This is a genomic window from Neoluteolibacter marinus (assembly GCF_014904755.1).
Lineage (GTDB): Bacteria > Verrucomicrobiota > Verrucomicrobiia > Verrucomicrobiales > Akkermansiaceae > Haloferula > Haloferula marina.
The window spans coordinates 16046-38945 of sequence record NZ_JACZFQ010000131.1; the positions used below are offsets into that span (position 1 = coordinate 16046).

The following is a 22900-nucleotide window of genomic DNA, read 5'->3' on the forward strand; positions in this document are numbered from 1 at the left end:
GATCACGCCCCGGCCCTCATTCGGCCGGAACGCCGGCGCGGACCGCTTCCAGCAGTTTCCGCGCGTCGGCGGTCTTGCCGGCATGCAACAGCTTGGATGCCGACTCCAGCTTCGCCGCCAGCAGCGGGTCGCCTCCATGGCTCTTGCGCAGCTGGTAGAGTAAAACCGGCAAACGGAGATCCGCGGCGGAAGCACCGGAGCCGAACGAGTCCTGCACGACCTCCAGATACCGGAACCCGCTTTTGTCAGCCGGCTCGATCCCCGTTCCTTCGCCATAGTCGTTCCAGGTCGCGATCTGGATGATCGCCGCGGCGCTGTCCCGGGCGAGAGCCAGGGTTTCACCGAAGGTCTTGCCCTCCCGGGCGTCGATGAACCCGTAGCGATCGTGGAGCCCGGCTTCCTGGTAAATGTCATGGTAGCCCGGGAAGGCGACGGAAATGACGGTCTCGCGGGAGTGGAGATCCTTCAAATAGTCCAGCCAGGTCTCCCGCGGGATCTCGGAGCCACCGCTGACCGGCGGCCACCCGAAGGCACCGTCCATCCCGGTCTCGCGTGCCAGGTGAGGCAGTCCGAACAACTTCGGCCGGTGATCGACCCCCGCCAGGACCTCCGGCCATTGCGGCGCCGTGAAGTGCTGCGGCCCGAACACCATCAAGACCGGCCTCCCGGACAAGGTGACGTAGGCCTCGTCGCGGAAGCAGTGCTGGTCGAGCCATTTCATGGCCTTGGCCGCCTCGTCGATGCCGCCCGCCGCCGTGACCCGCCCGGCCTCGACCATGTGCTTGATACTTTGATCCTCGTAGCAAATCGCGAACTTCAGGCCGGCCTGCTTCACCCGCCCGATGAGCCGCTGCGTGTTGCGATGGATCATCGCGTAGTCACGGAAGTCCGAGGTGCCATACCAATCGACGACCACGCCGTCGATTCCCGCGAGTTTCATCAACAGCACCTGGCACTCCAGCGCATCATCGTCGCCCGAGTCATAAGGGCCGATCAGAGGACCGTCGTGCGACGCGATCTGCCGCCGTCCGTCCCCGCCGGTTACTTCCGGGTCGAAATGGCCCATCGTCCAGTGCCATCCCCACGCACCGCTGGCCGGTTTCGACTCATACCACGCCATGTAGTGAACCAGCACCAGCGGGTCCCGGGCGACGCCGGTAGCGGGCATCGCCACGGCCAGCAGGCATGCCGCACTTCCGGGGAGCGATCGGAAGAATCCGGTTCTTGGTCTGGGAGCTCGGGACTTCACGCGGGCTGACGATTCCTGGACTTCGGATCAAATCCTCAACGGCCGCGGCCCGAAACGGCTTTCAGCTCCTCCACCAACCGCTCGGCCACCGGGCCGAGGCTCCGCGCCTTCAGGTGGATCACGCCGATGTGATTCAGCATCGGCCTGGCAACCAGGTCGATCACCGCCAGCCGCCCGGCGTCGAGCCCCGGCTGGATCACCATCCGCGGCGCCCCGCTGATCGCGTCGCTGGACTCGACCACCCGCTTGAGCAGGGCAAGATGGCTGCAGGTCAGCGTCAGGCTGCGCAGCGCGTCCTTGGCCGGCCGGAGAGCCGCCAGCCACTGGGTCGCCTGCGGCCCGAGGTCGGGAGCCACCAGCGGGAAGCCGAAGAACTCGTCGATGCCGACCGATTCCCGGGTCGCCAGCGGATGGCCGCTGCGGCAGAAAAACACGATCTCCTGCGGCTTGAGCGGCACCACCTCGAAGCCGTCCCGATCAAGGAACGGCGAGGTATCGCCGACCACCAGATCCACCTGCCGGTCACGGAGCATGGCTTCGAACGAGGTGTAGCCCACCACGTCGACCCGGATCCGGGCCGCCGGACTGGCCTTCATCAGGCCTGCGATCGCGATCCCCACCAGCCCGTCCGCCACCGCCGGGCCGCAGGCCACCCGCAATTCCCCCGCATCCCCCGCAAGGACCATCTCGACCTCGCGCTCGAGGTCGTCGATCCGGTTCAGCGCCGCCTTTGCACGCGGCAGCAGCTCCCGTCCCATCGCCGTGAGTTCGAAACCCTTGTTGCGGTCGAACAAGGTGAAGCCCAGCTCGCTTTCCAGCGTCCGCATGCTGGTCGTCAGCGCCGGCTGGCTGATGCCGATCTGCCGCGCCGCCTCGCTCAGGCTGGGTGCGGCCGCGACCACCACGAAATGTCCCAGCTTTTGAAGGTTCCAGCGTTTCATCCGCGGATTCAATCCCTTGCCCCCGTCCCCGTTCAATCCCTCTCGGCGACATCCGCCACTTCCCGGCCGGAGAGAGCCCGCGAAAATGGGAGCGAACGAACGATTCCGATCCCCCCGGGATCGCAGGGATGCTATCACACCGGGGATTCTACCGCTTCCGGCCGAACTCGTCGCCACTCCGACCATGGCTCCGCGCATTCACCGACCCGCGATCCTCCGCCCCGTCCGGCGTTGGATGAGCGGCGCGGCGGCGATCGTCTTGGCTGGTCCGGTGGCGACGGCACAGAGCACCGGTCCCATCGCCGACGATGGTTCGGCGACGGGCTTTCTCCCACGTCACTTCCCCGCCCTCTTCGACGACGAGGATGGCATGCTCGACCTCAGCGAGCGGCTCGACCAGGCCTACGGTTTCTTCCCCCTGGTCTCCCCGATCACCGAGCCCGCGGTCGGCACCGGTGCGGCCTTCGTTCCGCTCTTCATCGACCAGCCCGAGGACAAGGGCGCCCGGCCCAACCTCTGGGCGCTCGGGGCGATGGCCACCAACAATGGGTCCCGTGGATACTTCGCCGCCGCGTCGCACTACTTCGACGGGGACAAGTGGCATGTCCACGGTGCCGCCGCGGACATCTCGGTGAACCTCGATTTCAACGGCCTCGGCAGCATCGCCAATCCGTCGGGGAATCCCTTGCGCTACAACCTCGAGATGACCGGCGGATCGATCGGCGCCGACCGGCGGATCGGCGACACGAAGTGGCGGGCGGGATTGCGATACCTATACGGCGAGGTGACACCGTCGCTGGATTTCGCCGGCGACCTGACCTCCGTCGGTTCCCCCGGATTCATCAGCCGCTTCGGGACCTTTGACTTCTCCACCACCATCAGCAGCCTGCAGGCCGCCTTGATCTACGACTCGCGCGACAATGTCTTCACGCCGACCCGCGGGATCTTCTCCGAACTGAACCTCGGTGCGAATCTCACCTTCCTCGGTGGCAGCACCAGCTACCAGACCCTCGCGTGGACCGGCATCTGGTATCGCCCGGTGGTCGAGGATTGCCTTTACTTCGGCTGGCGGGGCGACGTCTCGCTGAGCTTCGGCAGCGTCCCGCTCTACCTGCGGCCGTCGGTCAGCCTCCGCGGCGTGCCGGCCCGCAGTGCCCAGGGCGTCGGCGTCGCCTCGACCGAAGCCGAATTGCGCTGGCAGTTCCACCCGCGCTGGAGCGTTCTAGCCTTTGCCGGCCTCGGTGTCGCCTGGCCCGACAAGGACGCGCTTTTCCAGGACACCAAGAGCGTTGCCAGCGGCGGCGCCGGTCTCCGCTACCTCATCGCCCGCAGGCAAGGGATCCATGCCGGCATCGACGTTGCCTTCAGCGACGGGGAGTCCGCCGTCTATCTCCAGTTTGGCAGCAGTTGGTTCCGCCCTTGAGCCGGCCCGCCCCCTGAAAGCCGGCCCTGCCCCGGCCAGCGACGCCCCCGAAGCGCCCGGTTTTGTCACAAGATTGCAGCAAAGCTGTGTTTACTTTCACTCCAACCATGATCAAAACGTATCTGGTTAGATTCGTCGGCAGCTGCCTTTCACCCCCGAATTGGACGATTCCATAGATAAATCGAATAAACTAAATAACTGTCGTCATGAAAGGTAAACTAATCGCTGAATTCCTCGGAACTTTCTGGTTGGTCTTTGGCGGGTGTGGCAGCGCGGTCCTCGCCTCCGCGTTTTTCGCCATCGAATCGCAAACCCCGATCAATCTCGGGATCGGGCTGGTGGGCGTGTCCTTCGCCTTCGGTCTCACCGTCCTCACCATGGCTTACGCCATCGGCCACATCTCCGGTTGCCACCTGAATCCCGCCGTCACCATCGGCCTCGTCGTCGGCGGCCGCCATCCGAAGTCGGAAGCGCTGCCCTACATCATCGCCCAGGTCCTGGGCGGGATCGCCGGTGCCGGCGTCCTCGGCGTGATCGCCCGTGGCCAGGCCGGCTTCTCATTTGCGGATGGCTTCGCGGCCAACGGCTACGCGGACCATTCTCCCGGCAGTTACACGCTGCTGTCCTGCCTGGTGGCCGAGGTGGTGCTGACCTTCTTCTTCCTGATGATCATTCTCGGCGCGACCGACAAGCGCGCCCCCGCGGGCTTCGCGCCGATCGCCATCGGTCTCGGCCTGACGCTGATCCACCTGATCGGCATCCCGGTCACCAATCTCTCCGTCAATCCAGCGCGCAGCACCGGCCCCGCGATGTTCGTCGGCGGCTGGGCGATCAGCCAACTGTGGCTGTTCTGGATTGCCCCCATCGCCGGCGCGATCCTCGCCGGCATCATTTATCCGCTGATGGCTGGAAAACCCCGAAACTAGCGTTATGCTGCCCGGTTGGGCCCGCTTCGTCCCTCACACAAGATCCCATGAAACCAAACCAGAAACACGCCGCCACCCTTGTCATGGCGCTACTTCTCAGCCCCGGCCTGCGCGCCGAGGAGCCGTCGCCCGAGATCGCGGGTCTGGAATCCGCCGCCTCGAAGTTCATCCAGTCCTACAACGCGCGGGACGCCGCGGGGATTGCCGCCCTGTTCACCGAGGACGGTGAAATGTCCGACCTCAAGGGCGAGGAGCTCATCTCCGGCCGGGCCGATATCGAGGCTCACTACGCGGACGTCTTCGCCGACGAGGACGCCCCTTCGGTGGCCGTTGAGGTCGCCTCGGTGCGGATCGTCGCCCCGACCCTGGCGATCGAGGACGGCACCGTCCACTACACCCCGCCCGGCGACGACGAGCCCGCCCGCTCGGCCGACTACACCGCCGCCTTGCTCAAGGGCGACGACGGCGAGTGGAAGATCGCCAGCACACGCAACCTCGGCGATGCCACCTCGGCCGCCGGTCACCTCGCCGATCTTGCCGCCGGCCTCAAGGGCGACTGGACCGCCATGAAGGACGGCATGCGCCTCGACCTCGCCTTCGGTTGGGACGACACCGGCAACTACCTCGCCGGTGAGATGCTCTCCACCGCCGCCGACGCCCCACCGCAGACGACCACCATCCGCTTCGGCTGGGATGGCGCGCACGGGACGATCTGTTGCTGGACCTTCGACGACGAGGGCGGCTTTGCCAAGGCCACCTGGACCCCCGACAGCACCGGCTGGGCGGTCAGCACCGAAGGCACCACGGCCGGTGGCGAAAGCATGAGCGCCAACCAGCACCTCAACTTCGTGGACGACAACACCATCGTCTGGAAAGTCACCCGCCGCCTGATCAACGGGGAACCCCAGCCGGCCAGCGAGCTGAGGGTGGTCCGGCAGACCCCGGAACCCTCCGTCGAATGAAACCTCCAACCATCTGATAGCATGAAACTCTTCTCTACGATCCTGTCCGTTCTGATCGGACTTTCGCTCATCGCCCCGGACGCCGGGGCCCGTGGCTTCGGCGGTGGCGGCGGCAAGGCCCGCGGTGGTGGCGGGGGCGCTCACAAAGCCCGTGGCGGCGGCGGATTCAAGGCAAGCCCCAGCCGCCAGGTCAAACGCAGCCCGATGACCGGCTCGAAGGTCCAAAGGAAAACCTCCCGGCCGGCGCCAAAGCAGGTGTCCCGACCGGCCCAGCGACCTCAGGCAAAACCCGCGGCACGACCCGCCCAGCGACCTCAGGCAAAACCCGCGGCACGGCCCGCCCAACGTCCTCAAGCCAAACCTTCCACCCGGCCCGCCCAGCGCCCGCAAACCAAGCCGGCGCAAAGGCCGTCGACCCAGCGGCCCGGCCAGAAGCCGGATCTCAATCGTCCCGGCAACAACCGGCCGAGCGGAAAGCCGAACTACAACCGCCCGGGCAACAACCGCCCCGCGACCCTGCCGGGGATGGTGTCCTACCCCAACCGCCCCGCCAACAAGCCCGGCCGCCCCGGTGCCGGCAACAACAACCGGATCGGCAACAACAACAATCGCCTCACTAACAACCGGATCGGCAACAACACCCGGAACAACGTCCACATCGACAAGGTGAACGTGAACCGGCGCAACGTCGGCCTCAACCGGCCTGCCACGCTCCCCGCCAACAAGCGCAACTGGAACAACAACCGCTGGGGCGGAAACAAAGGAATCTGGGGCAACAACAACAACGTCAACATCAAGATCAACAACAACTTCCGCCACAACAACAACTTCTCGTACCGGCCGAACTACTGGGGCGCGAAACCGTGGTGGGGAGCCAACCATTATCACCCCTGGCACCACGGCCACTGGAACTACGGCTGGAACGCCCGCTACTACAACCGCTACTGGTACTACAACGATCGTCACCACGACTTCGCCTCCGGCTTCATGTGGGGCATCGGCGTCTGGAGTCTCGGCAACCTGATCTACGACATGGGATACAAGACCTACAGCAACCCGTATCCCGCCCCGCCGGTCCAGAACACCTATATCAACTACTCCGAGCCCGTCTCGGTCGCCGCGGCCGCCAACCCGGGGCCCGAAGACGAAGCCGCGCAGGAAACCGCCGAATCCAAGTCCGACGAGGCCTTCCAGCGCTCCAGCGACGCCTTCAAGGCCGGCGATTACATGACCGCATCCAAGGCGATCGATGAAGCCCTCGGCTACACCCCGGGGGACGTCTCCCTGCACGAGTACCGTGCGCTGGTCTTCTTCGCCCTCGGCAAGTACGGCGACGCCGCCGGCGTGCTCAATCCGGTCCTCGCCTCCGGTCCCGGCTGGAGCTGGGACACCATGATCGCCTTCTACGGTGACTCCTCCAGCTACGACGACCAGCTGCACAAGCTGGAAGACTACGTGAAGGGATCGCCGGACAAGGCCGACGGCCACTTCCTGCTCGGCTACCACTACATGGTCTGCGGCTACATGGACAAATCGTATGAGCAGTTCAAGACCACCACTGAACTGCAACCGGCCGACTCCATCGCCCGCCAGCTCCGCGACTTGACCGAAAGCTCCTTGCCCGATGAAGGCGACGCCGACGCCGAACCGCCCCCGGCCCCCGAGCCCGTGCCGGTGGACAAGCTGGTCGGCACCTGGGTCAGCGATGCTGCCGGCGGTGGCAAGATCACCTTCACCATGAAGGAAAGCGGCGATTTCAGCTGGGACTACTCCGGTGGCGGCGCCGACAGCAAGTTGACCGGCACCTACGGCCTCGACGACCAGGGCCTGCTGGTCCTGACGATGGACGATTCCCAGATGATCTCCGAGATCAGCCTGAAGGATGACTCGCAGCTGAAGTTCGTGATGGTCGGCAGCCCGCAAGGCGACCCCGGCCTCGAGTTCAAGAAAGGCTAAGGAACAATCCCTGCTTCATCCCGGTCCGGAGCGTGTCCCGCGCTCCGGGCCTCTTCGTTTTCCTGCAGTGACTCCGGGCATGCCGACGAAGCTGCCCCGTTCGCGATCTTGACAGCGACCTCGATCCACGACTCCCTCGACAAACCCCGTCATCGGTCCCGCCACGCCCATCCACCCCGTGACATCCCTTCCCCGTTTCGCCCTCGCCCTGACCGCCGGACTCACGCTGTCCGCCTGTTACGCTCCCATCAGCTACCACCAGGTGAAGCCGGACATGCCGGCTGCATCCGCCGTGGACCAGACGTCGCTGGTCGCCGCCTCGCCCGGAAAGACCAAGCCCGCCCTGAGGGCGGCAGCCAGCACGCTCGACAGTCTGCGGACCGCCTACGACCGTCTCGCCGCCGGCGACTCCGCCGCACTCCCGGAGTACAACTATCTCACCGCCCGCCTGCTGGAGCACATTCGCGACGCCGGCATACGGCCGTGGCATGACCAGGTTGAAGTCGATGCCCCCCGCACCCGCTACGTGCTCCGCGGGGTCCAGCCACCCGACCTCGACGTCGAGGAGCGCCGCTTCATTCCTGCCGACACCCTGGAGTTTTCCGGCCCCTACTCCAAGACCCCCGCAATCAAAACCGGGGTCGGCGCACCCTTGCTTGCACTTCTCGAGACGCCACTCGGCGACCGCGAGTACTTCGACCAGAAGTTCCGCTACCGCAATGTCACCGCGCTCATCACCTTCGCCGGCAATACGGCTACCGTCGATCTGGTGGACCCCTACGAGACCGAAAACGTCGCCATCGACGGACGCCGCTACCCGCTGCATGCCAACTTCGGTCTCAATGTCGCCTACGCCCTGTCCGAAACCCGCATCGACAAGCTCGGCATCCGCCGCCTGCTCAATCCCCAGCGCTTCAGCGACACCGCCCGGCTGACCCGGCTTCAGCCTTATGACCGCGACCGCATCCCCGTCCTCTTCGTCCACGGTCTCCAGGACACGCCGGCTTCCTTCTCGCTGATGTACACCTCCCTGATGGCCGACGAGAAGATCCGCGAGAAGTATCAGTTCTGGGTCTTCAGCTACCCCAGCGGCTATCCCTACCCCTACTCCGCCAGCTTGCTTCGCAAGGAGCTCGACCGGATGAACAAGACCTACCCCGACCACAAGGACATCGTGATGGTCGGTCACAGCATGGGCGGCCTGATCACTCACCTGATGCTCACCGACGCCGGTGACACGATCTGGCGTTCGTACTTCGGCAAGGCACCCGCCGACACCGCGATCACCGGCTCCAGCCGCAGCCTGCTCGAGGATTCCCTCATCTTCAATTCCCGCCGCGACATCAGCCGCGCCATCTTTCTCTCCGCCCCCCACCGCGGCAGCAATCTCGCGACCAACTGGGTCGGCCGCATCGGATCGAAACTCGTCCGCGCCCCCGCCTTTATCGCCAACGCCCGCGATACCTTCGCCAACGTGGTCACGGCCGACCCCGCCGCGATGGTCCTCAAGCGCGCGCCGAACAGCATCGACACCCTCGCACCGAACAACCGCTTCATCCTCGAGGTGAACAAGATCCCGCTCACCAAACGCATTCCCTTCCACTCCATCATCGGCGACCGCGGCAAGGGCGACACCCCGGACTCGAGCGACGGTGTGGTCGCCTACTGGAGTTCCCACTGGGACGGCGCGGTGTCGGAAAAGATCGTGCCCTCCAATCACAGCACCCAGATGAATCCCGAGGGCATCGCCGAGGTCCATCGGATCCTGTTGATGCACGCCGGACGATGAGCCGGATCGTCCCCAACACCTGAACTCGCCGCTTCCCAAAGCGCGGGAGTTCGGTTTATCACATAGGGGAATCCGTAGCACTTGATGACACCATGAACACTTCATTGTCCGCTCTCCCCGCCGTTTTGCCGCCCGCCGCGACGTGCCTGCTGCTCGCCCTGGCCGGCACCAGCCCGCTCCACGCCGCCGACGCGGACCTCGCCAAGCAACTCTCGAATCCGGTTGCCAGCCTCATCAGCGTTCCGGTCCAGAGCAACCTCGACTTCGGCCTCGGCCCGGGTGGGGGCACCAAGTGGACCACCAACATCCAGCCGGTCATCCCCTTCGACCTCAACGAGGACTGGAACGTCATTTCCCGCACCATCCTGCCCGTCGTCGACCAGCAGGGCATCGCCTTTGGCGGGGCCACCGACGCCTTCGGCCTTGGCGATATCCTCCAGAGCCTGTTCTTCTCACCGAAGGATCCCGAGCCATTCATCTGGGGCATCGGCCCGGCCTTCCTGTTCCCGACAGCCACCGACTCGCTGCTGGGGGGAAACAAATGGGCCGCCGGCCCCACCGCCGTGGTGCTCAAACAACAGGGCGGCTGGACCTACGGCGCCCTCGCCAACCACCTCTGGGACTTCGCCGGCAGCGGCGACAAGAGCGTCAACGCCACCTTTGTCCAACCCTTCGTGTCCTACACCACCGCCAAGGCCACCAGCTTCACCTTGAACCTGGAAACGACCTACAACTGGCAAACCTCCGACTGGAACGTTCCCGCCAACTTCCTGGTGTCCCAGCTCCTCAAGATCGGGGACCAGCCGATCCAGGTCTTCGCCGGTGCCCGCTACTACCTGGAGACCCCGGACGGCGGTCCCGAATGGGGCCTCCGCTTCGGCTTCACCTTCCTCTTCCCGACAGGCTGATCTCCCGCGGCACCCGCTCTATCAGATCCGATCGTCCGGCCGGCTTGACTTCCGCCACCGGGCGGCAGCATAGAAGTAGCGTGATTCCCCGGATTCTCGCCCTTCTCCTGCTCGGCCTCTGGCTGGCACCGCTGCACGCCCAGGACGAAGCGAAGGAAGCGACGGACGAACCCGCGGCACTGGTCGTCTGGCAACGCGAGATCATCGTCTTCCGCGCCTCCATCGCCAACCTTACGCCCACCATCCGCCGCGACATGACGCTCCAGCGGATGGTGGACCTGCCGGACTTCTCGCTCTACCAACCGGTCACGCGCCAGGACGTCGCCCTCGCCGACCTCCGGGGCGTGGCCTTCTCGGTTGCCGGCCGATCGCTCTTCACCCTGGTGGAAGGTGACCTCGACCCGACCTCCGGCCAATCGCTCGACGAAAGCGCCACCGAGATCCTGGGCCGGCTCGAGGAGTTGCGGCGCGCCAAGCTGGAACAGCGCAACTGGACGGTCATCCTCCGCGGCGCCGGCATCGCCCTGGCCGCCACCCTGATCTTCGCCGCCATCCTCTGGGGCCTCTCCCGGCTCAATCACCAGATCCGCCGTTTCTTCATCCGCCGCACCGCCAAGCTCCGCCAGCTCAAGCAGCGCGACCTCGATCTCCGCCCTGCCTTCCTCCAGACCTCGCGCCGCTTCACCTCGCTGGTGATCGCCGTCGTCGGCATGATCGCCGCCTATGTCTGGCTCACGGTGGTCCTCGCCCAGTTCCCCTACACCGCCCCGTGGGCGGGCGTCCTCGGCGAGCAGGTGGCGCTGCTCGCGAACACGCTTCTCAACAGCATCTTCGCCGCGATCCCCAATCTCCTGATCGTCACCGTCATCTTCTTCGTCACCCGCGGCACCGCCCGCCTGGCCGACCAGATTCTCCGCAGCTTCGAAAGATCCGCCGACACCGACCAGTTCTTTGCCAGGGACACCGCCCGCGCCACCCGCCGCATCGCCACCGTGCTGATCTGGATCGTCGGCCTGGTCGTCGCCTACCCCTACATCCCCGGTTCCGACAGCGAGGCCTTCAAGGGCATCAGCGTGCTGGTCGGCCTGATGATCTCCCTCGGCTCCACCGGCCTGATCAACCAGGTCATGAGCGGCTTCGTCGTCCTCTACTCCGGAGCCGTGAGGACCGGGGAATATGCCCGCGTCGGCGACGTCGAGGGCATCGTGACCGACATCGGGCTCCTTTCCACAAAGGTGCGGACACCGAAAGATGAGTTCGTCACCGTGCCGAACTCCGTCCTCATTTCGAAGGACACCGTCAACTACTCGCGCAATACCGACGAGCACCGGACCCGGCTCGCGACGTCGGTGACCATCGGCTACGATGCACCCTGGAAGCAGGTCCGCGACCTGCTCCTGCTCGCCGCGGACCGCACCCCCGGCATCCGCGACGTTCCGGAACCGAGGGTCGTCCAGACCGCGCTTTCCGATTTCTACGCGGAGTACGAACTGCGTTTCGTGCCGGCCGACATCACCCGCAAGGGTGCAGTCCTCTCCGACCTTCACGAACGCATCCAGGACGCCTTCCACGAGGCCGGTGTGCAGATCATGTCGCCGAACTTCGTCGCCCAGCCGGACCAGCCGGTCCTGCCGCCGAAGGAAGCCACCTAGCACTTCCCACGGCGCGGACCCGGCTGCCGTTCAGGTGTTCTTCTTCAGGAATGACACCAGCGCGACGATCAGGAAGACCACGAAGCAGATCTTCGCGATCGTTGCGGCAAGGCCCGAGAGGGTGCCGAAGCCGAGGACCGCCGCGATGATGGCGATCACGAGGAAGACGATGGCATAGTGGAGCATGATGCGATTGGGGTCGTTGTTTATTGGGCCCGCGGTGGAACTGCCCGCCACGGCGGATCAGGACGGACGGGATCAGGCCGCTCTCCGCCGTCAACCGGCGACTCAATCACTCTATTGCGTGTTATGGAATTAGAAACTCAGATCCCTGCTGAAAGAACTCCAACTCCATCATGGAGATGACATTCCCCAAGTCCGGAAGTTCAACAGCATCTTTGCGCGCATCCCAAGCAGCTGAAGACGGTTCACGACGGGAAAAGACTCCCGAATGGGTTTGCACTCGCACGCCGGGGAGGTTGCGATGCTTGCGGTGGGAAGGCCCCGCCTCTCGTCCCTATGAATCCAACCTCCTTCGTCACCCGCCTCTGTGTGCTGTTGCTCCTCTTCACCCTGCCGGCACCGGGAGCCGATCCGCCCAAGGCAAAAGGGGTGCTCGGCGACGCCTCAAGCATCGCCGAGGAGAAGCCCGCTGAAGAGCCCGCCCCGGCTGCTGCGCCAGAGCCCAGCGAGCTGGTGTGGTGGAACCGTGAGATCGCGACCTTCCGCTCCCCGGTCGCCAAACTCACTCCGGAGGTGCGTGCGGCCGATGCGCTGAAACGCATCGAGGAGGCGTCGGACCAACTCGTCGAATCCGGTGTCACCACCGAAGAAGCCGAGATCGACGGGGAAACCGCGATCCGCTTCCTCGTCGGGGAAACCTATCTCTTTTCCCTGCTCCAGTCCGACCTCGACGAACTGTCAGGCGAAACCCTCGACAGCGTCCGCACCACGACCCTTGCCCATCTCGAGGAAGTCCGGCAGGCCCGCATTGAGCAGGGCTCCGCCCAGGCCATCGCCTCGGGCGTCACCTCGGCGCTCGTCGCCACCGCCATCTTCATCGCCGCGCTGGTATTGCTGCGGATGATCACCCGGGTCGGCGCCCGCGCCGTCGAGCGCCGGGTCCGCTCGTGGAAGCGCCTCCATCTGGCCCGCGCCGACCTCCGCCCCCACGTCGCGACACTGGCGGAGCAACTGGTGAAGATCTCCGCCCTGTCCTTCGGCTTCTACCTGCTGTGCGTCTGGGGCGCTTTCGTCTTCAACCAGTTTCCGCTGACCGAACCGCTGGGCTCCGCCTTCACCGAGCGGCTCCGCAATTTCGGCTTCGGGCTGCTGAGGAGCGCCGCGGGGGCCATCCCCGGACTTTTCACCGCCGGCTTCATCCTGCTCATCGCCCGCTGGCTCGCGCGCATGGTCGACCGCGTCATCCGCAGCATGGGCGACGATTCCGACCAAGGCTTGATGGCCACCGACACCGCCAAGGCCACCCGCCGCATCGCGATCGCCGTCATCTGGATCTTCGCTCTTGTCCTCGCCTACCCCTATTTGCCCGGCTCGGGCAGCGACGCGTTCAAGGGCATCAGCGTGCTGATCGGTCTGATGATTTCCCTCGGTTCCTCCGGACTGATCAACCAGGTGATGAGCGGCTTCGTCCTGCTCTACTCGGGTTCCGTGCGCACCGGCGAGTACGTCCGCCTCGGGGAGATCGAGGGAACCATCACCGAAATGGGCATCCTTGCCGTGAAGATCCTCACCCCGCAGCGCGAGTATTTGACCATTCCCAACGCGGTGATGGTCAGCAACCCGTCCACCAACTTCAGCCGCCTGCAGGAAGAAACCGGAGTACCCGTCATCACCGTCGTGACCATCGGCTACGATGCGCCCTGGCGACAGGTGCACCGGCTTCTCACCAGCGCCGCGGCCGACTCCGAGGGCATCCTCGACAAGCCGGAGCCCTACGTGATCCAGAAAGCGCTCTCCGATTGGTATGCCGAATACACCCTCACCTGCTACACCGGGAATGCCGCCCGCCGCGGGGCCGTGCTGTCCGCCTTGAACGGCCGCGTCCAAGACGCTTTCAATGAGGCCGGCATCCAGATCATGTCACCCCACTACAAGGACGACCCGCCCCAGCCCCTTGTCATTCCGAAGGATCGCTGGTTTCCACAAGATGGGGGCGACAGCACCAAAACTACCGGTTCACCCTGAGCCGGCAGGCTCCCCTTGACCGTTCCCTGCCCCGGCCGAGCTTGTGGGGTAGCGCCGGGATTCGCGACGTCCATCCGGACAGCCCGCGGTCCGCAACCGTCCACTCACATCATGATCAAGGAACTTCCATCTCAATCCACCTCCGCCATCGGCTTCGAACTCAGTGGCCGCCTCCACGATGACGACTACACCCAGTTCGTCCCCCAGGTCGACGCCGCCATCGCCCGCGGGTCCGATCGCCTGCTCGCCTGGTTCCACAACTTCGAAGGCTGGGACCTGCACGCCCTGTGGGACGACGCCATGTTCGGCGTCCAGCACGCCACCAGCCTCAAGCGCATCGCCCTCGTCGGGGAGAAGAAGTGGGAAGGGTGGATGGCCAAGGCCTGCAAGCCCTTCACCAAAGCCGACGTCCGCTACTTCGACGCCGCCGAGATCGACGCCGCCTGGCGCTGGCTCGACGAGCCCGGGGACTCCGTCAATTGAACCGCGGCAGCCGGCTATTTCACCGCCTCGATCAGCGGCGTCAGGTCCGGCTTCACCGGTCCGCCGGTCGCATCATCGATCGGGTACTGTGCGCCCTCTTCGTCCAGGCGGGCGATCATCCGCCGCGCCAGCTCCAGTGCCAGCTCCGGCTTCTCACCGGCCAAGTCCTTGGTCTCGCCGATATTGGCGGCGACATGGAACAGCTGCCAACGCCGCTCGAGGTACTGGTAGATCAGCTTCCAATCCCCGTCGACCCAGGTCGTGAAAAGCTCGTTGTTGTGGCGGCCATGCGGAAAGTGAACGAGGAACCGCTCTGCACGCCCCGCGCCGGCATCCCCCCGCAAATTCGCCGCGATGTCATGGCCGTCGATCACCGCGCCCGGCGGCACTTTCCCTCCGGCCAACGGAACCAGGGTCGGCAGGAAATCCGGTGGGATCACCAGACGGTCATCGGTGCTGCCGGCTGCGATCGGGAATGACCGCTGCAGCGGGTTCGCGGCATCCGGCTTCGCCCAGGCGACGATCATCGGCACCCGGCTGCCCCCGTCGAAGCGCGTTCCCTTCTTGCCGTTCAGGGGCAGGTTCAGCGGCCCGTCGCTGCCGTTGTCCGAATAGAAGACCACCAGGGTGTCGCCGGCCACCCCGAGCTCATCCAGCTTGTCCAACAGGTCGCCGAGCGACTTGTCCATGCCCTCGACCATCGTCGCGAAGGCCAGCTCCTTGCCCATCAAGCCGGGATAGTTCCCGCTGAACCGAGCATCCGCCTCGAAGGGCGCGTGGACCGCATAGTGGGCCATGTAGGCGAAGAACGGCACGCCTTCCTTCACGGTCTCGTCGAGCGTTGCCGCCAGTTCGCGGGTCAACGCTTCCGTCAGGAAAATGTCGCGGCCGTGATACTTCTCCAGGCCGGGGATATCCCAACGCTTGCCACCGCCCCGCCACTCCGCACTGAAGTTTTTGGTCCCCCAATAGGATCCCGGTCCGCCGATCCCACAGCCGGCGATGTTGACGTCGAAGCCGATGTTCTTGGGATCACCCGCCGGTCCGTCGTCCGGACCGAAGTGCGCCTTGCCGCAGTGAATCGTCCGGTAACCCGCCTGCCCCAACAGACGCGGCAGCGTCGGCAATGCGGGATCGAGCCCCTCGATCCGCCACTTCGGCCCGGAGATCCCCTGCTTATGGATCTCCCCGGTGTCGCCCGCGCTCCTCGGGTCGGTCCAGGTCGTGATGTGAAGCCGCGTCGCCTCCCGCCCCGACATCAACGAGGCACGCGTCGGCGTGCAGACCGAATACGCCCGTGCCTGCGTGAACAGCCGGCCTTGCGCCGCAAGGCGTTCCATGTTCGGCGTCCGGTAGCGCCGGTTCAGCGGAGCCTCGATGACCTCGCCTTTGGAATCGCGGAGGAACCGGACCGAGGTGTCGGTGGTCCCCATGTCGTCGACCAGGAAGAACAGGATATTCGGGCGTTGCCCGCCCTGTTCGGCCCTCGCTAGACCGGACAAGCAAGCGAGCACTCCCGCGACCATCAGCCCACAGGAGATCGAAAAACCGCAATACCACGTCGTCATGGCGCGGCTATACCGCCACCGTGATCACTTTTCATCACAAAAAGCGACCTAGCAGACACTGAATACCAAATCAGCGAGGCTTCATCCGCCAAAGCACCCTTGCTTGGGATCACATGAAAATGCAGTTGGAAGACCTCCTTCCCCGCGGCTGAAGCGTTGTTCTGACGCACCTGGATCACTCCCCTAGCCCCCACCGGAAAATTGACCACCTGCATCCGACCGCTTCTCACCATTGACCATGACGTCCTGATCCACCCCGATCTCGACTTCATCACCCCGCTGGAGCTTGCCATAGGAGCGGCTGTTCAAGCGGAAAACAATCTGGTCCGTATCCGCAACCGTTTCGAGCTCGATCCTCAGATGATCCCCCAAAAGGATCTCCGCCCGGCTGCTTGATTCCGGCGATCCGGAGAGCGCCGACGTAGTCTTTGCCCCGGTCGAGCCCGCGACCTTGAACTTGATCCCGAAGGCCTCCCCGTTCGCAACCCCGCTGTCGCCGTTCACCTCGAAAGGTCCCACGGTCGCAGCCGGAGGAGCAGCCTTTCTCTCGCAGCCCAATATCGGAAACAGCAGCACGCACAACGTGACGAACAACGATCGACGGTTCATGGAATGTGTTCGAATGCTTCAGGGAGTGCTGAATCGCGGAGGGGCATCGATCCGCCCTGAAGAGTCCCGGACCAATACCGCAAGTGGATGCTACCGACAGGAACCATGAAAGACAAGACAGCCGACGAGAGCCCTCCGAGCCGGACAAGCTCCGCCGGGCCTTCTTCCTGCCCGCCCTGACTGCCCGGGTATCGCCGTCACGCGCAAACTGCTGCACCTCGTCGTCGGCATCCTCAAATCAGCACTGCCGAGCAACTCCAACGAGACCGGCTTCCACCCGGCCTGAAAACCACCACCAGGAACCTCACCTCCGCGTTGGCTCTCCGACACAGCATCTTGTTAGCCGGTGTCCTTTATATGTGTGAACTCGCTCCGATTGACTCGCATCCAAGTGACCAGTGCGATGGCGACATCCTTCTGAATCGAGTCCAGTTGTCGAGTCTCCCGAACCAAGCTCACCTTGTCCTCGAGCATCGCGAGGCGCTCCCGATCATCGTCGTCGTTGAAGGGATGGGTTCCGTAATGGTCCTCAATTGCGGCCCTGCGGAGTAGCGTCTCGCGCGGCGGCCCCGGGTCACCGAAGAGCTTTTGTGACGCGGACACAAGAATCTCTGCCGCCGACTCGTACCCGATCCGCCTCAGATCGGCGATTGTGTCTGAAGCAAAATCCCCGCTGCTGTTCCAGAAATACTGATCCAATCCGCCGTTGTTGAGTTCGGAGGTCAACCACCAGAAGCGGACTGCCATCTGCCGCCCCACGTTCAGTTGGTCATATCCCTTCTTCCACTCTTTCTCCACGTCCTTGTCGAAGATGTAACGGAACTGCCCGAAGCCCTCTCTTAGGGATTCGACCTTTGCCCAGGTCGGAGTGAAAGGGATCTTCATATCTTCGACCGAAGTTGAGACTGAGACATGACGGCAATTGGCACACCAAGCGACCTCGCCGCGACTGCGTCCGATGGTGGCGTTAGTTCCAGCAACAGGTTAGCCCGCTTTTTCATATGGTCTGGAAGACAATGCTGAAATGATAGCCTCCGGCATCGCAGCCTAGGATGCTCACGAAATACTCGTCGATCCACTTCGCAAGAGGCGTAAGCTCAACACGCGCGAGCTCGAATGTCGCGAACTCTCCTGCCTCCCAATCGACGATTCTAGGTATCGCAACGCCCGACATGGCCTCAATTCTGTGTGAGGGATCTTCAATGTGCGGATATGCGGCGTTAATGGTGTGGTCGACAAACTGCAGCCACTTATCGCTGTCGCCGTCGATCTCAAACGTCACGCAGGTGTTGGGTGCACCGTCAATCGCCTCACGAATTGCAGGGCGAAGTTCGGCGATTCGATCAGCGCTCATGGCAGTTCTGCTTCAGGTTCACGTTGAAGTCCTCTCGGTCCTGCCCGGGGGCGCCGCTTTGATTGCGGGTGAGGTTGGACTGGTAATGGCAGCTAGAGGTAGCGGCGGGTCAGGGGCTCGGCGCTCCGACTGGATCGACAGTGCGTCTCCTTCTCGATCAGCTTTTCCAAAGGGCACTGTAAGGTTCAAAAACCCAGAGTCCATTCTTCTTTGCGCCCACCACCGGCCCTCCTCCCCAGAGCTCTCCCCGGATGTAGCCAGCGGTAATCACTATCGCTTCGGATGTCCCCTCAATCTCGACGAAATACTTCGGCCTGGATCGAGGGTCGATCAGAGATGATCCGATCGTAGCCAGTTCTCTCCGCCCGGAAAACATACCGTCGCCCTCCAACTTGTGGACGATCTGTTCAATATCAGACTTAGTAACACCCGCATGATTGGCGACATCCACTTCGCCAATGTGAGGCCATGAGATCCAGGCGATGTAGCCAACCAATGCGGCACACAAGGATAGCAACGCTCGATTTCGTCTTACCTTCATTTCCAAGGTCGAACGTTTGATCGCATCCGGCGGCGCAATGGAAGCCCGGATTCATTCTGAGATTGATGGGCTTCGCTTGCTTCTTGGGGTCAACCACAATGAAATTGAGACGGAACGCCGCTGGCTCACCAGGGATCTCAACGCCGGTCCGCGACATGCTCCGCAGATAATCAATCACCTCATCGAACGACGCTTTATCAAAAGCGACAACTGGAACGATGATCTTCTGCGCAAAGTCCCGTGTTCGAGAAATCGTCGGGTGTGTCGTTTCGTATTGGACAGCTCGTGAGCCTGAAATCCCAACGCGCGTCGCCAGATATCCGATGAGCTCGCCGACAAGCAGCGAACAAAGAACAGAGATCGTGGTGTGTCTGGTCACGGATTTCGGTCGAACGCGTTAGGCCATCCTGCGGCTCGCAGGAAGCCCGAATTCAACAAGGCGGCTTATCGCCGTCGGATGCGCCAGCTTGTTCACTTCTTCCACGTCTGTGGACGATGAGCGATGCCAATAAAACGCATGTGACGTGCTGTATGAGGGGGGCTGCGATGATTGCACTGTCGATCAGAAAATCCCGATTGCTAGCGCTGTAGAATTCTGGAATAGCCAATACTTGATATGGGCCCCAGAGCCGGATTGGCGCCAAATGGCCGTCGCCACCGTGGATCGGAATGAATAGGGTTCCGACGACAAGGATGATCAAAATCGCCAGATACGGCCCCCTCCGTGCGCGAGGCTTTCGATAGAACGCCCAAACATGCAACACTGAGATGGCTGAAGCCAGTGCTATTACAGCAATGATGATGGTATCCGACACGAGGCGGCGTTTGTTTGATTTTTAATCGAACTTGGTAGCTATGGCACGGCGGTGTCGAGATTCCAGAGCGCAGCAACCTAGCGAGCTTGCCCGCCGTTGCCACGCTTGCCTTGTTCGGCCTTGGCTTTCAGATGTGCTTCGCAAGAGCCGATGAGCCCACGAATCATGTCACACCACTGATCAACGGCATCACCATCCTCCCAATATCGATTGATCCGGTCATTCGACGGCTCATCGTGACAGCTCTTCGCGCGCTCCCGGAACTCTTCCACTTGCCTCCGTGCAAGATCAAGGTCCAGCGCGGCGACGCTCCTCTCCGTCCATTCGTTCTCGGCGATTGCCTCCGGGGAATAGTCGAAAGCATCTTCGCCACAGCAGCCGGCAACACAGTGGATCTCGTGAGCGGCGATGAAATCAATCAAAGGGCTGGGAATATCGATTTCGGTCTCCGCCATACTTTTTACCGAACGTTTGAGTCCCGTAACGCCCTGCCGAGGGCGCAAGTCGGCGTCAGCTTACAGTTCCGTGATTTCCTGTCGATTTCAACCCGTGGCTGGCAGGACTTGGATCTGCAACGATTTACTCTGCTTCTTTTTTACTCGGCATGGCCCTCGTATTTCACCCAATCGTCCCCACTTCGCCTGAGGAAGGTTCGGGACAATGGCTTGTCTGCCACTTCGAGCATGCGTGAGGTCAAGGCCCTCAGCTCTGAAATATTCTCTGGGCTGGAATCGCCGACGAAGTAGATGATGTCTCTGGCCGGAACCGACGCTACAATGTCCCCCTCAACCATCGCCTGGACCGAGTCCCATACTTCCGGAAGAAGCAGAAGTGTAGCCTCGTAGTCGCCGCCAGCCGTGAGCATCGTCACCCGCGCCCCTTGGTGCGCTTGAACCTCAAGCTCCAGGTTCCGTAAATTCGAGATCGCGCGCTCATGGAGTTCATCGGAGCTGACGCCGAGCTCCTCGCGATCGCCCTGCGATACGATCTCGAAATGGGTGCCAGTATCAAAGGCATAAAGAACGAGAATATCCCCTGGCAGCCCCCGCACTACTGGCGAATCTTCCGGCGTGAGTTTGATTGATCCCTGACCCGCATCCGGCAAGTCGACGTAGATTCGCGGAACGACGCTCTCGATTGCTTTCGGGCTAATTTTTTCTTCCTCCATGGTGATACCGAAATTGCCGAACGACTTCGTTAGGCCTACTTCGCCTTGAAAGCGATCGTCTCAAAGATCTTTCTGGCAAGATCCACCTCCTTCTCGGACTTGCAGGCTGCAGACATGCTCAAGGCCATGCCTTTCTCCAACTTGAAGCGGACCTGCGTCGAATAAGGGAGACCTGCGTGAAGCTCCCGCTTGGCCGTGCCCAGGCGTGCCGCTTTGCCATCAATCTTCAAGTCCTCGAACCTCGTGTCCTTTGGCCAGTCCCTGAAGTCGTTCGAGTTGATCCCGTAGTCAAATATCACCTTAATCCCGGCTGCCACATACTCCTCAACGAAAGAATCCCTGCCGCGTGCACCGGTCTTCTTGAAAGAAGGAGGAACAGAGAAGGAGAACGACTTGTTCTCAATCTCCTTCCACTTGTCCTCCCCCCGGGCCGGAATGGCGAGCAAGAGCACTGCTGCGAAGAATCCGAGTAATGTAATCGTGCGCATACCTGATCGGCCTAGCGTTTCAGAGAGGAGGCGCGGACGCAAGGCCGCGCGCCGGGACATCGGGGACGTTCCGCATTCACGAAGCGGCGGGCAACCAGACGGCGGTCAAGCGACGCCCCCCCCGGCCTGCTCGGCCCTTTGATTCCTGCGGCGGCGCCCTAGCAGAGTGAACAACCCCAATGCGGTGAAAACGCTCGCCGTTGGTTCCGGAATGGGCACTCCCAGCGCCATTGCTGTCCCGGTTGGCGGGTTGGTGGCGAAGACGCCCGCTGCTCCCCAATGGAAATCAAGTGTAGCTCCTCCCGTTGGATCAAATTGGGCATTCGTCCAAGTCGCTGAATAGGTGCCTGTCACATCCCCTCCCACCACGTATGAAGAGTTTGCGGCGGTAGCCAAGGTGAACGGGTATCTGCCGGGCTGATTGATGGTGTAGAAATCGAACAGCCCATTCGCGTTCGTGGTGGAAAAGGTGACAGCGGTCCCTGTTGAAACATGATCGAGCATGAAGGACCCTGTCGCAGCGGTGATGAAAATCTGCTGGTTGAAGGTGCCGGGTGACGGCCCTTCTAAAGTCCCAGCCAAATCGAATGTGATTGAATTGGGTGTCAGGCTCACATTGCTGACAACGACAGCAGCCGTTGCTGCCCCCATCGGGAAGAACAGGAGTGCGGCGAGAGCCCAAAATGTTCTCAGTGTGTACCTCATCGGTGCGGTTAATCTGAGATTCTCCGCGTTGTTGGGACTCCGCGGGATCCGCCCCACTCGTCGTGGGAAAAATGGAGAATCTTGCTGCCCTTCGGGCCGATCAAATACAGGTCCCATAGTGAGGAAACAGCACATTCGGTCATCCGGCGGACATACTCGAAATCGGCATTCGACGCCAGGTGGGCTGGGATCTCGTGAAGCCAACGGGTCTCACCAATATCGGCTCGAATCGCCCGAAAGTCTTCTGACCGATCAATAGATGGCCAGACTCCCCATTCAGTGATCCAAATTAAGATCCGAGATGCCGATCTGAATTCCGCCAGTCGCTCCATAGCGATCGCAATGCGGTCCCCTGAATCGGCGGGCAGCTCAAACCGGTCTACCAAGATCTCGGACGATGGGCCTGAGCGTTGATCGGATGGGACTCCTAGGTTGCGACACCACTCGGCGGCTTGCTTAGCGGTGAGTGATTTCATTCTTTGCCGAACGTCGAGTCCTCCTAGGCCTGACCGGGGGCGAGGGTGGAACACGGGGTTGAGATTGTAGCGGCCTTGAAAGCTGGAATTGGAGGCGGGACAGGCGTTAGGTGACGTCTTGTTCGGCATTGGCTGTTACCATCCGTCTTACCAGTTTGCGTGTTCCTCTTGTCCCTCTCTCGCCTGGCGCAGGGAGGAAGCCGCACTCAATGAAATACCAAGTCCACCCTACCACTGGCACCAATCCGGCTAGCAAAAGCCACGGTGAACGTTCGCGGTCCCGCATCCTCCGCACTGACACAGCAATCGACATCCAGAGAGACACGATCACACAGAGAAACAAGCCTCCAGCCTGAACGTAACGAAGACTGGCGTCCGAATCGAGCGACAGGAACCCGAAGATCAGGCAGAGTTGCGCGACTAGGTCGGTGATGATAGAAATCACCCACCACTCGAAGCGGTCCGATCTACCTGAGAATGAGAATAGGTATTTCATTTTCTGCCGAACGTCGAGGCCTGGCACCCGCTACCGGGAGCGCCCCTCCGATTCAGGTTGAGGTTTGTCGTTACCCTCCGACTTCGACTCGGGGCGGGTAGCGGGTTGCCCAGTGCCGGCTTGTGTATGCCCATCATGGGCGGGAACCAAAGGGGGTTCAAGTCCCCCGTGTGATGAAACGAT

Annotated in this window: 23 protein-coding genes; 9 read left to right on the forward strand and 14 right to left on the reverse strand. The window is 62.7% G+C overall.

What is annotated here, in order from left to right:
- Positions 1-16 precede the first annotated feature (16 nt).
- Positions 17-1174, reverse strand: a complete 1158-nt coding sequence (locus tag IG178_RS23795; protein ID WP_193215098.1) for a glycoside hydrolase family 99 protein — start codon at positions 1172-1174, stop codon at positions 17-19.
- Between the two features lie 110 nt (positions 1175-1284).
- The gene (locus tag IG178_RS23800) at positions 1285-2190 is read right to left on the reverse strand and encodes a LysR family transcriptional regulator (protein WP_193215099.1); all 906 of its coding nucleotides are present in this window, start codon (positions 2188-2190) and stop codon (positions 1285-1287) included.
- Positions 2191-2374: 184 nt separating this feature from the next.
- Here IG178_RS23800 and IG178_RS23805 point away from each other — a divergent pair, with 184 nt between their 5' ends.
- From IG178_RS23805 to IG178_RS26265, 7 genes are all read left to right on the forward strand, one after another.
- Positions 2375-3613, forward strand: a complete 1239-nt coding sequence (locus IG178_RS23805; protein ID WP_193215100.1) for a BamA/TamA family outer membrane protein — start codon at positions 2375-2377, stop codon at positions 3611-3613.
- A gap of 206 nt (positions 3614-3819) precedes the next feature.
- Positions 3820-4539, forward strand: a complete 720-nt coding sequence (gene aqpZ, locus IG178_RS23810) for an aquaporin Z (RefSeq protein ID WP_193215101.1) — start codon at positions 3820-3822, stop codon at positions 4537-4539.
- Positions 4540-4586: 47 nt separating this feature from the next.
- Positions 4587-5501, forward strand: coding sequence for a YybH family protein (locus IG178_RS23815; protein WP_193215102.1), 915 nt, complete (start codon positions 4587-4589; stop codon positions 5499-5501).
- 21 nt (positions 5502-5522) lie between these two features.
- A complete protein-coding gene (locus IG178_RS23820) occupies positions 5523-7457 on the forward strand; it encodes a tetratricopeptide repeat protein (protein ID WP_193215103.1) in 1935 nt (644 codons plus the stop codon).
- A 178-nt stretch (positions 7458-7635) separates the two neighbouring features.
- Entirely contained in the window at positions 7636-9246 is a 1611-nt protein-coding gene (locus IG178_RS23825) for an alpha/beta fold hydrolase (protein ID WP_193215104.1), read from the forward strand.
- A gap of 92 nt (positions 9247-9338) precedes the next feature.
- On the forward strand, positions 9339-10154 hold the full coding sequence (locus IG178_RS23830; protein WP_193215105.1) for a transporter: 816 nt from the start codon (positions 9339-9341) through the stop codon (positions 10152-10154).
- Between the two features lie 80 nt (positions 10155-10234).
- Positions 10235-11806, forward strand: coding sequence for a mechanosensitive ion channel domain-containing protein (locus IG178_RS26265; RefSeq protein WP_193215106.1), 1572 nt, complete (start codon positions 10235-10237; stop codon positions 11804-11806).
- Between the two features lie 30 nt (positions 11807-11836).
- On the opposite strand, the gene IG178_RS23840 is transcribed toward IG178_RS26265, so the two are convergent.
- The gene (locus IG178_RS23840; protein WP_193215107.1) at positions 11837-11992 is read right to left on the reverse strand and encodes a DUF1328 domain-containing protein; all 156 of its coding nucleotides are present in this window, start codon (positions 11990-11992) and stop codon (positions 11837-11839) included.
- A 333-nt stretch (positions 11993-12325) separates the two neighbouring features.
- Between IG178_RS23840 and IG178_RS23845 the strand changes: the two genes are divergently transcribed.
- Positions 12326-14014 (forward strand): mechanosensitive ion channel family protein, encoded by a 1689-nt coding sequence (locus IG178_RS23845; RefSeq protein ID WP_193215108.1) that lies wholly within the window; start codon positions 12326-12328, stop codon positions 14012-14014.
- Between the two features lie 111 nt (positions 14015-14125).
- Positions 14126-14497 (forward strand): SpoIIAA family protein, encoded by a 372-nt coding sequence (locus tag IG178_RS23850; protein ID WP_193215109.1) that lies wholly within the window; start codon positions 14126-14128, stop codon positions 14495-14497.
- Between the two features lie 14 nt (positions 14498-14511).
- Here the strand turns inward: IG178_RS23850 and IG178_RS23855 are convergent, their stop codons facing one another.
- The 11 genes from IG178_RS23855 to IG178_RS26410 all read right to left on the reverse strand — a co-directional run bounded on the left by IG178_RS23855 (position 14512) and on the right by IG178_RS26410 (position 22717).
- A complete protein-coding gene (locus IG178_RS23855) occupies positions 14512-16065 on the reverse strand; it encodes a sulfatase-like hydrolase/transferase (RefSeq protein ID WP_226895719.1) in 1554 nt (517 codons plus the stop codon).
- Positions 16062-16358, reverse strand: a complete 297-nt coding sequence (locus tag IG178_RS26405) for an HIT domain-containing protein (RefSeq protein WP_425499873.1) — start codon at positions 16356-16358, stop codon at positions 16062-16064. The genes IG178_RS23855 and IG178_RS26405 overlap by 4 nt, the downstream gene beginning before the upstream one ends.
- Complete coding sequence (locus IG178_RS23865) at positions 16249-16674, reverse strand: hypothetical protein (protein ID WP_226895721.1); 426 nt, start codon at positions 16672-16674, stop codon at positions 16249-16251. The genes IG178_RS26405 and IG178_RS23865 overlap by 110 nt, the downstream gene beginning before the upstream one ends.
- A gap of 339 nt (positions 16675-17013) precedes the next feature.
- The gene (locus IG178_RS23870) at positions 17014-17559 is read right to left on the reverse strand and encodes a DMP19 family protein (protein WP_193215112.1); all 546 of its coding nucleotides are present in this window, start codon (positions 17557-17559) and stop codon (positions 17014-17016) included.
- A gap of 112 nt (positions 17560-17671) precedes the next feature.
- The gene (locus tag IG178_RS23875; protein WP_193215113.1) at positions 17672-18028 is read right to left on the reverse strand and encodes a hypothetical protein; all 357 of its coding nucleotides are present in this window, start codon (positions 18026-18028) and stop codon (positions 17672-17674) included.
- 157 nt (positions 18029-18185) lie between these two features.
- Positions 18186-18569, reverse strand: a complete 384-nt coding sequence (locus IG178_RS25740) for a hypothetical protein (RefSeq protein ID WP_226895722.1) — start codon at positions 18567-18569, stop codon at positions 18186-18188.
- An 892-nt stretch (positions 18570-19461) separates the two neighbouring features.
- Positions 19462-19839 (reverse strand): DUF6331 family protein, encoded by a 378-nt coding sequence (locus IG178_RS23885; protein ID WP_193215115.1) that lies wholly within the window; start codon positions 19837-19839, stop codon positions 19462-19464.
- 140 nt (positions 19840-19979) lie between these two features.
- Positions 19980-20552 (reverse strand): DUF1444 family protein, encoded by a 573-nt coding sequence (locus IG178_RS23890; RefSeq protein ID WP_193215116.1) that lies wholly within the window; start codon positions 20550-20552, stop codon positions 19980-19982.
- 35 nt (positions 20553-20587) lie between these two features.
- Positions 20588-21004, reverse strand: coding sequence for a hypothetical protein (locus tag IG178_RS23895; protein WP_193215117.1), 417 nt, complete (start codon positions 21002-21004; stop codon positions 20588-20590).
- 141 nt (positions 21005-21145) lie between these two features.
- Positions 21146-21745 (reverse strand): hypothetical protein, encoded by a 600-nt coding sequence (locus IG178_RS23900; protein WP_193215118.1) that lies wholly within the window; start codon positions 21743-21745, stop codon positions 21146-21148.
- Positions 21746-22327: 582 nt separating this feature from the next.
- Entirely contained in the window at positions 22328-22717 is a 390-nt protein-coding gene (locus IG178_RS26410) for a DUF805 domain-containing protein (protein ID WP_193215119.1), read from the reverse strand.
- Between the last annotated feature and the right edge of the window lie 183 nt (positions 22718-22900).

Excerpts from the sequence above, each read along its gene's own strand:
- IG178_RS23890 (WP_193215116.1), bottom strand. The coding sequence starts at position 20,552 with ATGGAGGAAGAAAAAATTAGCCCGAAAGCAATCGAGAGCGTCGTTCCG.
- IG178_RS26405 (WP_425499873.1), bottom strand. The coding sequence starts at position 16,358 with ATGGCAAGCTCCAGCGGGGTGATGAAGTCGAGATCGGGGTGGATCAGG.
- IG178_RS23885 (WP_193215115.1), bottom strand. The coding sequence starts at position 19,839 with ATGGCGGAGACCGAAATCGATATTCCCAGCCCTTTGATTGATTTCATC.
- IG178_RS23820 (WP_193215103.1), top strand. The coding sequence starts at position 5,523 with ATGAAACTCTTCTCTACGATCCTGTCCGTTCTGATCGGACTTTCGCTC.
- IG178_RS23815 (WP_193215102.1), top strand. The coding sequence starts at position 4,587 with ATGAAACCAAACCAGAAACACGCCGCCACCCTTGTCATGGCGCTACTT.
- IG178_RS23845 (WP_193215108.1), top strand. The coding sequence starts at position 12,326 with ATGAATCCAACCTCCTTCGTCACCCGCCTCTGTGTGCTGTTGCTCCTC.
- IG178_RS23805 (WP_193215100.1), top strand. The coding sequence starts at position 2,375 with ATGGCTCCGCGCATTCACCGACCCGCGATCCTCCGCCCCGTCCGGCGT.
- IG178_RS23865 (WP_226895721.1), bottom strand. The coding sequence starts at position 16,674 with ATGAACCGTCGATCGTTGTTCGTCACGTTGTGCGTGCTGCTGTTTCCG.
- IG178_RS23830 (WP_193215105.1), top strand. The coding sequence starts at position 9,339 with ATGAACACTTCATTGTCCGCTCTCCCCGCCGTTTTGCCGCCCGCCGCG.
- IG178_RS23870 (WP_193215112.1), bottom strand. The coding sequence starts at position 17,559 with ATGAAGATCCCTTTCACTCCGACCTGGGCAAAGGTCGAATCCCTAAGA.
- aqpZ (WP_193215101.1), top strand. The coding sequence starts at position 3,820 with ATGAAAGGTAAACTAATCGCTGAATTCCTCGGAACTTTCTGGTTGGTC.
- IG178_RS26410 (WP_193215119.1), bottom strand. The coding sequence starts at position 22,717 with ATGAAATACCTATTCTCATTCTCAGGTAGATCGGACCGCTTCGAGTGG.
- IG178_RS23875 (WP_193215113.1), bottom strand. The coding sequence starts at position 18,028 with ATGAGCGCTGATCGAATCGCCGAACTTCGCCCTGCAATTCGTGAGGCG.
- IG178_RS23900 (WP_193215118.1), bottom strand. The coding sequence starts at position 21,745 with ATGAGGTACACACTGAGAACATTTTGGGCTCTCGCCGCACTCCTGTTC.
- IG178_RS23800 (WP_193215099.1), bottom strand. The coding sequence starts at position 2,190 with ATGAAACGCTGGAACCTTCAAAAGCTGGGACATTTCGTGGTGGTCGCG.
- IG178_RS25740 (WP_226895722.1), bottom strand. The coding sequence starts at position 18,569 with ATGAAGGTAAGACGAAATCGAGCGTTGCTATCCTTGTGTGCCGCATTG.
- IG178_RS23855 (WP_226895719.1), bottom strand. The coding sequence starts at position 16,065 with ATGACGACGTGGTATTGCGGTTTTTCGATCTCCTGTGGGCTGATGGTC.
- IG178_RS23850 (WP_193215109.1), top strand. The coding sequence starts at position 14,126 with ATGATCAAGGAACTTCCATCTCAATCCACCTCCGCCATCGGCTTCGAA.
- IG178_RS23840 (WP_193215107.1), bottom strand. The coding sequence starts at position 11,992 with ATGCTCCACTATGCCATCGTCTTCCTCGTGATCGCCATCATCGCGGCG.